13 protein-coding genes and 1 pseudogene are annotated in these 10,195 nt (G+C 64.5%); 4 read left to right on the top strand and 10 right to left on the bottom strand.

From position 1 onward, the window contains the following. Positions 1 to 154: 154 nt before the first annotated feature. Genes KBZ15_RS11260 through KBZ15_RS11240 form a run of 5 tightly spaced genes read right to left on the bottom strand, consistent with a single transcriptional unit; the run spans position 155 to position 3,246 of the window. Entirely contained in the window at positions 155 to 1,138 is a 984-nt protein-coding gene (locus KBZ15_RS11260; RefSeq protein ID WP_255015320.1) for a VOC family protein, read from the bottom strand. Between the two features lie 5 nt (positions 1,139 to 1,143). Then, complete coding sequence (locus KBZ15_RS11255) at positions 1,144 to 1,560, bottom strand: heme-binding protein (protein ID WP_255015319.1); 417 nt, start codon at positions 1,558 to 1,560, stop codon at positions 1,144 to 1,146. Between the two features lie 29 nt (positions 1,561 to 1,589). Next, positions 1,590 to 1,847, bottom strand: coding sequence for a Nif11-like leader peptide family natural product precursor (locus tag KBZ15_RS11250; RefSeq protein WP_255015318.1), 258 nt, complete (start codon positions 1,845 to 1,847; stop codon positions 1,590 to 1,592). A gap of 13 nt (positions 1,848 to 1,860) precedes the next feature. Then, positions 1,861 to 2,778 carry an SMP-30/gluconolactonase/LRE family protein gene (locus tag KBZ15_RS11245; protein WP_255015317.1) on the bottom strand — a complete coding sequence of 306 codons (918 nt, stop codon included), beginning with the start codon at positions 2,776 to 2,778 and terminating at the stop codon, positions 1,861 to 1,863. Between the two features lie 6 nt (positions 2,779 to 2,784). Then, positions 2,785 to 3,246 (bottom strand): cupin domain-containing protein, encoded by a 462-nt coding sequence (locus KBZ15_RS11240; protein WP_255015316.1) that lies wholly within the window; start codon positions 3,244 to 3,246, stop codon positions 2,785 to 2,787. Positions 3,247 to 3,494: 248 nt separating this feature from the next. On the opposite strand from KBZ15_RS11240, the gene KBZ15_RS11235 reads away from it, so the two are divergent. The 3 genes from KBZ15_RS11235 to KBZ15_RS11225 all read left to right on the top strand — a co-directional run bounded on the left by KBZ15_RS11235 (position 3,495) and on the right by KBZ15_RS11225 (position 5,849). Continuing rightward, positions 3,495 to 4,301, top strand: a complete 807-nt coding sequence (locus KBZ15_RS11235) for an SDR family NAD(P)-dependent oxidoreductase (RefSeq protein ID WP_255015315.1) — start codon at positions 3,495 to 3,497, stop codon at positions 4,299 to 4,301. 25 nt (positions 4,302 to 4,326) lie between these two features. After that, positions 4,327 to 5,040 (top strand): hypothetical protein, encoded by a 714-nt coding sequence (locus KBZ15_RS11230; protein ID WP_255015314.1) that lies wholly within the window; start codon positions 4,327 to 4,329, stop codon positions 5,038 to 5,040. 104 nt (positions 5,041 to 5,144) lie between these two features. After that, positions 5,145 to 5,849 carry a potassium channel family protein gene (locus tag KBZ15_RS11225; protein WP_255015313.1) on the top strand — a complete coding sequence of 235 codons (705 nt, stop codon included), beginning with the start codon at positions 5,145 to 5,147 and terminating at the stop codon, positions 5,847 to 5,849. Here the strand turns inward: KBZ15_RS11225 and KBZ15_RS11220 are convergent. Then, positions 5,782 to 7,152: an NAD(P)/FAD-dependent oxidoreductase gene (locus KBZ15_RS11220; RefSeq protein ID WP_255015312.1), complete on the bottom strand. Its 1,371-nt coding sequence runs from the start codon at positions 7,150 to 7,152 to the stop codon at positions 5,782 to 5,784. The genes KBZ15_RS11225 and KBZ15_RS11220 overlap by 68 nt on opposite strands. An 81-nt stretch (positions 7,153 to 7,233) precedes the next feature. Between KBZ15_RS11220 and KBZ15_RS11215 the strand changes: the two genes are divergently transcribed. Then, positions 7,234 to 7,488, top strand: coding sequence for a Nif11-like leader peptide family natural product precursor (locus tag KBZ15_RS11215; RefSeq protein WP_255015311.1), 255 nt, complete (start codon positions 7,234 to 7,236; stop codon positions 7,486 to 7,488). Positions 7,489 to 7,514: 26 nt separating this feature from the next. Here KBZ15_RS11215 and KBZ15_RS11210 read toward each other — a convergent pair whose 3' ends face one another. The 4 genes and pseudogenes from KBZ15_RS11210 to KBZ15_RS11195 form a co-directional block, all read right to left on the bottom strand. Continuing rightward, on the bottom strand, positions 7,515 to 8,243 hold the full coding sequence (locus tag KBZ15_RS11210) for an ABC transporter ATP-binding protein (RefSeq protein WP_255015310.1): 729 nt from the start codon (positions 8,241 to 8,243) through the stop codon (positions 7,515 to 7,517). Then, on the bottom strand, positions 8,240 to 9,004 hold the full coding sequence (locus KBZ15_RS11205) for an ABC transporter ATP-binding protein (protein WP_255015309.1): 765 nt from the start codon (positions 9,002 to 9,004) through the stop codon (positions 8,240 to 8,242). The genes KBZ15_RS11210 and KBZ15_RS11205 overlap by 4 nt, the downstream gene beginning before the upstream one ends. Next, a complete protein-coding gene (locus tag KBZ15_RS11200) occupies positions 9,001 to 9,909 on the bottom strand; it encodes a branched-chain amino acid ABC transporter permease (RefSeq protein ID WP_255015308.1) in 909 nt (302 codons plus the stop codon). Before KBZ15_RS11200 ends, KBZ15_RS11205 begins: the two co-directional genes overlap by 4 nt. Before the next feature lie 5 nt (positions 9,910 to 9,914). Next, positions 9,915 to 10,195 (bottom strand): annotated as a pseudogene (locus KBZ15_RS11195) (branched-chain amino acid ABC transporter permease); the annotation flags it as partial.

Below are 10,195 nucleotides of genomic sequence, written 5' to 3'. Positions count from 1 at the left end.
GCCGTGGCGGATGAAGCAGATCCCCAGGAACAGCCGCATCACCAGCAGGGATGCCTGGGCCAGGGTGGAGGGGGCTGCCGGCACCAGCAGCTCCACAACGGTGATCTCCATCTGGTCTGGGCAGTAAGACTCAGCTCAAGGTACCTAGGTACGCCTATCCCTGCAGCAGTTGCAGTTGGTGGCCATCGGGGTCTGCCAGTTGCAGGGCCCGTTCAGCGCCCACCAGGCAGGCCTGTGCGCCCAGCTCGATCACGCCACCATGGAGCACCTGGCCGCCGCAGGCCTGCGCGGTTGCGGCGATGCGATCCAGGTCGGCTACCCGCAGACGGATCTGCCAGTGGGCCAGGTCTTGGGCGCCCTGATCGTCGGGCCTGGGCCGGCCGCTGTTGGGGGGCTGGTAGTTGAGGCATTCCACGCCGGCGCCCGTGGGGCAGCGGTGGCCGGTGATGCGCACCCGGGTGTCTTGGAGGCCATCGAGCCCATCCTGGGTGGGGCCGCTGTTGACCCCATCACCCCCCAGCTTCAACCCCAGCAGCCCATCGTAAAAGCGGCAGCTGCGCGGGGTATCGGCCACAGAGATAGCGCTGTGGTCGATCCCCAGGAAGGGGGCACTGGCCGGCGCGGTTGGGTGCCAGCGGGTCTCGCCCTTGCCTGCGGGGAACTGGAGCAGCTCCAGGTTGTGGCCCTCCGGGTCGCGAAACTTGAAGGCCTGGATGCCGGCGGCGGCGGTGTTCCACTCCGGCAGGGTTTGGGGGGCGGTGGACACCCCCACCAGGGAGCCGTGGGCGATGGCTTGGCGGGCCTTGGCGCTGGCGGCCTCCAGATCACTCACCACAATGCAGATGTGTTGAAACCAGAGGTCGCAGCTGCGGGAGTCGGCCGGGATCGGGCGGCCAGGCCGCAGCCCCTCGCCCAGGCTCAGCAGCTCGGTGAGCTCCAGGGTCTCCTCGCCCAGGTGCAGCCGCACCAGCTTCAGCCGGGAGCCGGCCAGGCCTAGCAGCTGGGCGTAGGGGCCAGCGTCAACAACCAGGCTCTCCCCGCGGCTGAAGCCCAGGGTTTGCTCGAAGAAGATGGCGGTGGCTTCTGCATTGGCTGTGGTGAAGCCGATGCTGCTGATGTGGGGGCTGGTGGGAGGCATGGCGCTCAGGAGAGGGCTGAGACGCCTGCGGCGGCGATGGCGCTGTCGAGCTCCGGCGTCATGCCCGAGATGCCAATCGCCCCGATGCAGATCCCGTCTTGCAGGAGTGGTAAGCCACCGGCCATGGCGGCCGCCGGTTGGCCGAGCAGGCCGGCGAGCTGCAACAGGGCAGGGCGATCGCTATTGATGCTCGCTTCCATGGCAGCGGTGGGTTTGCCATTGAGGGAGGCCATGCGGGCCTTGGCGATGGCAGCTTCGGCACTGGCCGGACTGGCACCGTCGCGGCGCTCCATCAGCAGCAGATGCCCGCCGCTGTCGACAACGGCGATGGATACGCTTGCCTCAAGCTGATCGGCTGCCTGGTGACTGGCCGCAACGATGGCCCGGCAGTCGGCGAGCTCCAGGAGGGGTTGGTGGCGCATCAGCTCCAGGGAGGTTGGTCTTGGACGAGTCAGCTCCAGACGATCTTGGCCAGCCAGAGGTGCCCCTGCAGTTCCACCCCGGCGGCGGCGGCCTCCAGCTCGGCTTCCGGCAGCTTGAGGGTGGCTTCGGCCTGGTGCCGCACCAGATCCACGCCGCTGAAGCTGTAGCCCATGGTTGCCCCCAGCTCGGCAATGGCATTGAGGTTGGGGCAACCGCTGAAGCGCTCCAGCAGGGCCGGGTCGCCTTTGACAGTTTTCAGGAAGGCTTCGAGTTGGTCGCGGGCCATGGTGGGTATGCAATCAGGGGGCTTGGGCGCCCCGGGTGTTGGTGAACAGGGCGTACAGCGCCGTGGAGGCGCAGAGAAACAGGCGGCTATGGAATCGGTCGCCAAAGCAGAGGTTCGAGATTCGTTTTGGCACCAAGACTTTGCCAATCAGGGTGCCGTCTGGCGCGATGCAGTGCACACCATCGGCGGCACCACACCAGAGGTTGCCCTGCTCGTCAACCCGGAAGCCGTCTGCCCAGCCCGGGGTGACCTTGTGGAAAATCTCCCCACCGGAGAGGCTGCGGCCGTCGGCGGCTACGTCAAAAACGCGGATGTACTGGCGGGGTTCCGCTACCCCCGGGGCGCCTGATTCAGCCACGTAAAGCTTCTGCTCATCTGGCGAGAAGGCCAGGCCGTTTGGACCGTCAAAGTCACTGGCCATTGCCTCTATGGCTTCCGTGTTGGGGTCGAGGCGATAGAGGGCGGGTGGTTGCTCCGATGGTTGGCGGCCGCCTTCGTAGTCGTTGAGCAGTCCATAGAGGGGATCGCTGAACCAAATCGAGCCATCCCGTTTCACGACCACGTCGTTTGGGGCGTTGAGGCGCTTGCCATGGGCTTGGTGCGCCAGGGTCGTGACCGTGCCGTCGAGCTCCAGGCGCGTGATGCAGCGACTGGCGTGGTGGCAGCTGATCAGGCGCCCCTGGCGATCGCGGGTTTGGCCGTTGGCGTAGTCGGCGGGCTCCCTAAATACACTCACGCCGTGCTTGGGACTCCAGCGCATGATGCAGTTGTTGGGGATATCGCTGAACAGCAGACAGTTGTGATCACCAAACCACACCGGCCCCTCCAGCCAGCGGAAGCCCTCGGCCAACAACTCCAGCTCGGCGTTGAACAGCACCAGCTGGTCGAACCGCGGGTCGTGACTCTCGATCCAGGCGGGGAGCGGCGCCATTGCGATTCAGGAGAAAAAGCCAGGCGGAGCCTGCATCCAGGCGTCATCGTTGCGTTGAATGATGAGCTGTAGACAGGGCACGTCTCCAACCTGGCCCGACAGATGTCCCCAACGGCCATCATCGAGCTTTCGACAGCGCTGATCCCCGCCAAAGCTGAAGTCTCCGGGACCGAAAATATGCCGCTCACCATCCATGCTTTCGACAAACCAGGAGCCGCTGAGAACAAAGATCCACTTGGGCACCTGATTCTCGTGCCATTGGCCCAGCCAGCCCACCGGTAGCAGGGTGAGAAAGCTGTTGCCGTCCTCCATCAGCGGAGCACTCCACTGGGGGGCGACCTGAGGATTGAGGGGAGATGACACAAGCTCCCTAAACTTGCAGAGGCTCTGACGGCTAATGCCGTCGTCACCGGTCCAGAGATGCCAGTACTGCTTGGGTGGGGGCGCCTGGCTGGAAGGGTCGTCCATGGGCTGATGACGGGTCATGATTCAGGGACGCGAGCTCAGGTTGGATGGGCCGCACCTGCAGGGCCGTTGGAATCTAGGTAAGCAGATCAATCTGGTTGAACCAGGGTTGACAAGAAGAACGTGACGGCCGTCTTGATTGGCTGCACCACGTCCGGCTCCAGTGTGCAGGGGTGTTGCAGCTGACTGCAGCTCCCATCGGCTGTGTCTAGCTTCGGCTTGATTCCTGCTTCCACTGTGCTCGTTGCGCCATGACCACAACCAATCCCTACGCCCTCGAAACCCTTTCCAATTTTCTTAAGGGTAAGGTCGCCATCGTGACTGGCGGCAACAGCGGCATCGGCAAGGCCATTGTGGAAAATTTGGCCGAATTGGGCGCCAAGGTGGTGATCGACTACCGCTCCCACCCCGAGGCCACCGAGGAGCTGGAGCGGGAGATCGGTGGCTTTGGGGGCAGCAGCTTTGGCGTGCAGGCCGATGTGTCGAAGCTCGATGATCTGCAGCGGCTGGTGCAGGCGGCTGTGGATAAGTACGGCCGCCTCGACGTGATGGTGAATAACGCCGGGGTCGAGACCCGCACCTCAATCCTCAACACCACCCCCGATGATTTCGACAAGGTGTTGAACGTGAATCTGCGGGGCGTCTTCTTTGCCTGTCAGTACGCCGCCAAGCAGATGATCGCTCAGGGTGGCGGCGGCCGGATCATCAACATCTCCTCGGTGCACGAAGACTGGCCGATGCCTGAAAACACCCCCTATTGCTGTGCCAAGGGAGGGGTGCGCATGCTCACCCGCACCGCCGGGCTGGAGTTGGCCTCCCATGGCATCACCATGGTGAATGTGGGCCCTGGCGCCGTGGCCACACCGATCAACGACTCCACCATGAACAACCCGGAGTTGCTGGCCAAGTTGAACGCCGCCATCCCCCTGGGCCGCATGGCCCAACCAGAGGAGATCGCCAGGGTGGTGGGCTTCCTGGCCAGTGATGCGGCCAGCTACATCACGGCAACCACGATTTTTGCCGACGGCGGCATCATGCAGAGCAGCCCAGGGCTCTAGGCGCCTCGAGGCTGCGAGGGCCGGCATGCGCATCACCCCGGAGGAGATCATTCGCCTGCGCGGGCGCCACCGCGGTTATTGGCTGACATTGGCCACTGAAGTGGCCCTGCTGTTGCTGCTGCCGGTGGCCCAGGCCCAGATCTGGCTGTTGGCGGTTCTGCTGATCCTGCTGGCGTTGGTGTTGATGGTGTTCGTCAGCCGCTATTCGCCCCTCCGCAAAACCCGCCCGCTGATTTATGGCCTGGGCGGGCTGGCGATTGCCCTTGAAGTGATCTGGCACCTGTCACTCAACCTCTGGCCAGCCGTGGGGCGGGCGCTCACCATTCCCCACGTGATCGTCTGGCTGGTCTTTTTGTCGCTTGCTGTGCTCCGCAAGGTCAAGACCCTCACCCGGGAGCCCTTTGTCACCGTCTCGGTGGTGATGGGTGCCGCTTCTGGCTACCTACTGGTTGGCATGGCAGGTGGGTTGCTGCTCACCGCCCTCTGGGTGCTCGATCCCGCCGCCTTTGACCTGACGGCCCTGCCTGCGGTGGGATCCACTGCGGCGCTGCCCAATGTGTCGGTGGCGCCTGCGCTGATGGCCGCCTCCTTCACCATGCTCACCACCATCGGCACCTCGGTGCTCAAAACCAGCCATGTGGGCGGCCAGGTGGTGACCACGGTTATCACCGTGGTGGGCCAGCTCTACGTGGCCATCCTGATCGCCCTGATTCTTGGCCGTTTTCGCTGGCGCAAGTGAACACTAAACGCTCCCTCTCCTCTCGACACCGCTTCTATCGGCACCTCTTTGTACTTTCGGTTCTTGTGGTGGCTTGCCTTGCCTTGCCATTCCCCTGGCATCGAATGGGTGCCCTGGGCACCATGTTGTTGGTGTTGCTTCTGGCTATCGAGCTCGGACAGCCGATTCGTGCTCGGCAGTCTCGATCCCATTGGAATGATGGGGTTTATCGGCGAGCGGGAATCCTGGCCCTGTTGTTGGAGGCGTTATGGATCAGCAGTCCGGGGCAATTCGCCTTCATTGGTTTCCCGGTGTTGATTGTCAACACTGTGTTTATAGCGTGGAGCTTAAGGCGGCTCCTGATCTGTCTTGGCCAGGAAAAGCGTGTTGGGATGGATGTATTGGGTGGTGCCGTAGCGGGCTATCTCTTGCTGGGGATTAGTGGTGGCTTGGTATTCAGCGTGCTGGAAACTATCGCGCCCGGTAGTTTCGTTGACCATGCAGGCAGGGGCCAAGAGCTGCTGCTCAGTGGGCTGGCGTCTGATCCGGCTGGCTTTCGAATCTGGGATCTGGATTTCAGTCGAATTCACTACTTTGCTTTTGTGAGTCTGACCACGGTGGGCTATGGCGATATCATCCCTGCCACGTCTGTCTCCCAGTTCCTGAGCGTATCGCTGAGCATTTGCGGGCCTCTTTACCTGGCGATTGTGATGGGCCTGCTGATCAGCCGCTACACAATCCAGGGTGAGGAGGAGCAACAGGTCAGGCAGCGGGGGTCGGCCGCTCCAGGCCCACCTCCACATTCAGGTGCTGATTCGGACGACCGGTGATCAGCATCGAGGCCCGCTGGCGGGTGGCGATCTGCCACAACCATTTGGTCAGCAGGGTGAGCCGATTTTCGTTGGCGGGCATGAACATCAGGTGGGCCAGACCCCAGAGAATCCAGCCCGGCAGACCACTCAGCTTGAGGCCGCGCAGGTCAGCGACCGCATGGAGTGGGCCCAGCACCGCCATGGTGCCGAAATCGGTGAACGTAAAAGCCTTGTGGGCCTGCCCCTGGATCTTGGCCACGATGTCGGCCGCCACCCAGCCACCCATCTGCACGGCGGGCCCGGCCATGCCCGCCAGGGGCTTGCCATCGCTGGTGTGGCTGTAGGAGCAGAGGTCGCCGATGACGCGGATCTCCGGATGGTTTGGAATCGAGAAGTCGGGCTCCACCACCACCCTTCCGCCCCGGTCGACGCTGCAACCGCTGGCATCGGCCAGCACCTGGCCCAGATGGGAGGCCTTCACGCCGGCGGTCCAGCAGATGGTGGCGGCCTCCAGGGTGCGGGGGCCAGCGGCGGTGTTCACCTCCACCTTGCCTGCCTCGATCGTCTGCACCCGCCCGCCCAGCAGCAGCTCCACCCCCGCCGACTGCAGGTAGGTGCCAGCGGCTGCCGACAGGCTCGGATCCATGGCTCGGAGCACCCGGTCGCCCGGGTCCACCAGGGTGACCTTGCACTGCTTCGGGTCGAGTTGTTTGAAGTCGCGGCCCAGGGCATGCACCATCAGCTCCATCAGGGAGCCGGAGAGTTCGCAGCCCGAGGGTCCACCACCAACCACCACCACCGATTGCAGAAAGGCCCGGCGCGTCGGATCGGGGGTCTGCTCTGCCTCCTCCAGGGCCAGCAGAACCCGCCGGCGGATCTCATCGGCGTGCTCGAGGATCTTCATCGGCGGTGCCGCTTCGCGCCAGTCGTCGTGGCCGAAGTAGCTGCTGCCGGAGCCAGCCGCCAGGACCAGGTGGTCGTAGGCCAGCTGGCGGTCGTTGAACACGACCTGTTTGGCCTGGGTGTCGATCTCCTCCACTTCGCCCAGCAGCACCTGCACATTCGGGGCCTGGCCCACCAGCTGGCGCAGGGGCGAAGCCACGTCGGCCTCCGCCACCAGCCCGGTGGCCACCTGGTAGAGCAGGGGCTGGAACAGGCTGAAGTTGCGCTTGTCGACCAGCGTCACCCGCACCGGCTGGTTGATCAGGGCGTGGCAGGCCTGGAGCCCGGCGAAGCCACCACCGACGATCACCACATGGGGCAGGGCCCTAAGGCGCTGGTCCGGTGGTTCCAGTTCGAGGAAGAAGCGTTCGCGGGTCATCGGTGCCGTGGCAGTGGCCTCAAGGTATCGATCCCGGGCCGGTTTGCCCTGCTAAAGGTGGGCCTGGTTGTTGACACCGTCATGTCTCTTGCGTCGATCAAGTCCTTCGTGTCTCGCGTGGCCGGGGATGGGGCCCTGCGCGACAAGCTGCATGCCGCTGCGGGTGTCGATGACATTGTCGCGATCGCGGCAGCCCACGGCCACGAAATCGACAAGGCGGTGCTGCTGCGGGAGCACGCCAAGGTGCTCGCCACTGCCCAAGACCATGAACTGGCTGGCATCAACAGCTGGGGCGATGCCCTGATGCATTGCTTCGGAGCTACGGAGAACGACTGAGCTGCCCCTGCTCAGTTAGCCAATAGTCAGTTCGCCCCTAGATAGGAGGCCTGGAGGCTGTCGTCGGCCAGGAGTTGTTCGGCGCGGCCGCCGGCGCTGATGCTGCCTGCCTCCAATACCAGGCCCCGATCGGCAATGGTCAGGGCTGCCTGGGCGTTTTGCTCTACGAGCAAAATGGTGAGGCCATCGCGGTGCAGCTGGGCCAGGGCGGCCATCACCTCGGCTACGAGCCGGGGCGCTAATCCCAGACTCGGCTCATCCAACATCAACAGGGTGGGCCTGGCCATCAGGGAGCGGCTGATGGCCAGCATCTGCTGCTCGCCGCCGGAAAGGGAGCCGGCCAGCTGGCTGCGGCGCTCGGCCAGGCGGGGAAATAGGGCGTAGCAGCGCTCCAGATCTCTGGCGATTGCGGCTTTGTCCCTGCGCAACCAGGCGCCCAGGGCCAGGTTGTCGGCTACCGACTGGTGGCTGAGCACCCGGCGACCTTCCGGGCAGTGGCTGATGCCCAACTTCACGGTGCGCTCGGTGCGCAGGCGATTGATCAAGCCGCCATGCCAGAGGATCTCGCCGGCGGCGGGGTGAATCAGGCCGGAGATGGCCCGCAGGGTGGTGCTTTTACCGGCACCGTTGGCCCCCAGCAGGGTCACCAGCTCGCCGGCTTGCACCGTCAAATTGATGCCATGCAGGGCCGTGATGCTGCCGTAGCGCACCACCAGGTTGCGAAGCTCGAGCAGGGGCGCTTGGGGGCCGTTCATGCGCCACCGCCCAGATAGGCCTCGATCACGGCCGGATCTCGCCGCACCTGGTCGGGGCTGCCCAGGGCAATTCGTTGGCCGAAGTTGAGCACTGCCAGCCGGTCGCAAAGACCCAACATCAAGGGCACATGGTGCTCAATGATCAGCACCGTCAGCTTGAACTGGTCCCGGATGCGCCGGATCAGCTCCCGCAGCTCATCTTTTTCTGCGGGGTTCATGCCAGCGGCTGGCTCATCGAGCAGTAGCAGCTGGGGACGGCTGGCCAGGGCCCGGGCCATCTCCAGGCGGCGCCGGTCTCCGTAGGAGAGGCTGGCGGCGTTTAGTTGGGCAGCTGCTTCCAGCTGGAATAGGGCAAGCAGCTCTAGAGCCTGTTGATGCAGCTGGGCTTCGCGGCGGCGAAAGGACTGGGTTTGCAGCAGGGCCGCTAGGGGCGACTGACGGCCGTGCTGATGCATGCCAACCAGAACGTTGTCGAGACAACTCAGCGAGCTGAACAAGCGCAGATTTTGGAAGGTGCGCGCGATGCCGAGACGGGCAATGCGGTGGTTGCTGAGCCCAGCAAGGCTTGCCCCCTGCCAGCTCACGTTGCCGCTGCTGGCGGCGGTGAGGCCAGAGATCACGTTGAACAGGGTGGTCTTGCCGGCACCATTGGGGCCAAGTAGGCCAAAAATCTCGCCCTGCTGCACCTCTAAATCGACACCCTGCAAGGCCTGCAGGCCACCGAAGCGCACCCCCACATTTTCCACCTGAAGCAGGCTCATGGCCTTTCCCCCTGCGCTGCTGGGGTGGGGGTGCGCTGCGTTAGTCGCTTGAGCGTCTTAAACAGCTCCGGGGTGATAACGCCTTGGGGAAAGAACAGGGGACCGACCAGAATCACGGCGCCGAAGACAATCAGGCGCAGGTCGCCGACCGGGCGCAGCACTTCTGGTAGGGCGGTGAGCAGCAGGCCGCCAAATACAGGCCCCAGCCAGGTGCGCGAGCCGCCAAACACCACGAACGCCAGGGTGGTGATGCTGGCGTCGAAGTTGCCCAGTTTGGCGTTCCAGGAGTTGAGGAAGTGGGCTGCCACAACGCCGGTGATCCCCGCCACCAGGGCGCTGAGCACAAAGGCGAGCAGCTTGGTGTCGGCGGTGTTGATGCCCTGGCTGGCGGCTGCCAGTTCGTCGTCGCGGATGGCGGCCATAGCCCGGCCAGGCCTGGTCTTTTCGAGCCGGTCGCATAGCCAGCAGATCAGCGCCAGCAGCGCCAGGGTGAAGGCGGCGTAGCCAGCGGCGCTATCGAAGGGCTGGGGGATGCCGAAGATGCCCAGGGCTCCGCCGGTGAATTCCAGGTTGAGGGTGACAACCCGCAGAATCTCAACCAGGGCGATCGTGGCGATGGCTAGGTAGATGCCCCGCAGCCGCAGCACCACCCGGCCCAGGCCCAGGGCCAGCACGCCGGTGAGCAGGGCTGCTAGCGCCATCTCCAGCAAAACTGAAGTGATCGGGTATGTGCTGCCGCTGCCGGCTAGGGCGGGAACCCGCGTCGAGAGCAGGGCTGCCACCGTGCCGCCAATGGCGAAGAAGCCCGGGGTGGCGAGGGAGAGCTGGCCGCAGCGCAGGGGCAGGTACACCGATAGGCCCAGCAGGGCCCCCAGAAGCATTTGTTCGAGCAGGCCGGCATCCATGCTGATCACACCTTGTTGGCCTGGGGGCGGCCCAGCAGACCCTGGGGCCTGATCAACAGCACCAAGAACAGGAAGCCAAAGGAGACCGCATCTTTGTAGCCCGATAGCTCGGCGGGAACGCAGGCCTCGGCCAGGCCAATGATCAAGCCGCCCAGCACGGCGCCAGGCACGCTGCCGAGCCCGCCTAGCACAAGCACCCCCAGCCCCTTGAGTCCGTAGCCAATGCCGAAGTAAGGCCCGGCGATGCTGACGCTCAACCCCACCAGGCCCCCGGCCACACCGGCCA

This window comes from Cyanobium sp. BA20m-p-22 (assembly GCF_024346275.1).
In the GTDB taxonomy this organism is placed as follows: domain Bacteria; phylum Cyanobacteriota; class Cyanobacteriia; order PCC-6307; family Cyanobiaceae; genus Cyanobium_A.
Note: the sequence above shows the minus strand (reverse complement) of the source record. Positions and strands in the feature narration are given on the sequence as shown.

Bases quoted from the DNA above. Each gene is read 5' to 3' on its own strand.
- KBZ15_RS11260 (WP_255015320.1), bottom strand. From the start codon at position 1,138: ATGCCTCCCACCAGCCCCCACATCAGCAGCATCGGCTTCACCACAGCC.
- KBZ15_RS11255 (WP_255015319.1), bottom strand. From the start codon at position 1,560: ATGCGCCACCAACCCCTCCTGGAGCTCGCCGACTGCCGGGCCATCGTT.
- KBZ15_RS11250 (WP_255015318.1), bottom strand. From the start codon at position 1,847: ATGGCCCGCGACCAACTCGAAGCCTTCCTGAAAACTGTCAAAGGCGAC.
- KBZ15_RS11245 (WP_255015317.1), bottom strand. From the start codon at position 2,778: ATGGCGCCGCTCCCCGCCTGGATCGAGAGTCACGACCCGCGGTTCGAC.
- KBZ15_RS11240 (WP_255015316.1), bottom strand. From the start codon at position 3,246: ATGGACGACCCTTCCAGCCAGGCGCCCCCACCCAAGCAGTACTGGCAT.
- KBZ15_RS11235 (WP_255015315.1), top strand. From the start codon at position 3,495: ATGACCACAACCAATCCCTACGCCCTCGAAACCCTTTCCAATTTTCTT.
- KBZ15_RS11230 (WP_255015314.1), top strand. From the start codon at position 4,327: ATGCGCATCACCCCGGAGGAGATCATTCGCCTGCGCGGGCGCCACCGC.
- KBZ15_RS11225 (WP_255015313.1), top strand. From the start codon at position 5,145: ATGGGTGCCCTGGGCACCATGTTGTTGGTGTTGCTTCTGGCTATCGAG.
- KBZ15_RS11220 (WP_255015312.1), bottom strand. From the start codon at position 7,152: ATGACCCGCGAACGCTTCTTCCTCGAACTGGAACCACCGGACCAGCGC.
- KBZ15_RS11215 (WP_255015311.1), top strand. From the start codon at position 7,234: ATGTCTCTTGCGTCGATCAAGTCCTTCGTGTCTCGCGTGGCCGGGGAT.
- KBZ15_RS11210 (WP_255015310.1), bottom strand. From the start codon at position 8,243: ATGAACGGCCCCCAAGCGCCCCTGCTCGAGCTTCGCAACCTGGTGGTG.
- KBZ15_RS11205 (WP_255015309.1), bottom strand. From the start codon at position 9,004: ATGAGCCTGCTTCAGGTGGAAAATGTGGGGGTGCGCTTCGGTGGCCTG.
- KBZ15_RS11200 (WP_255015308.1), bottom strand. From the start codon at position 9,909: ATGGATGCCGGCCTGCTCGAACAAATGCTTCTGGGGGCCCTGCTGGGC.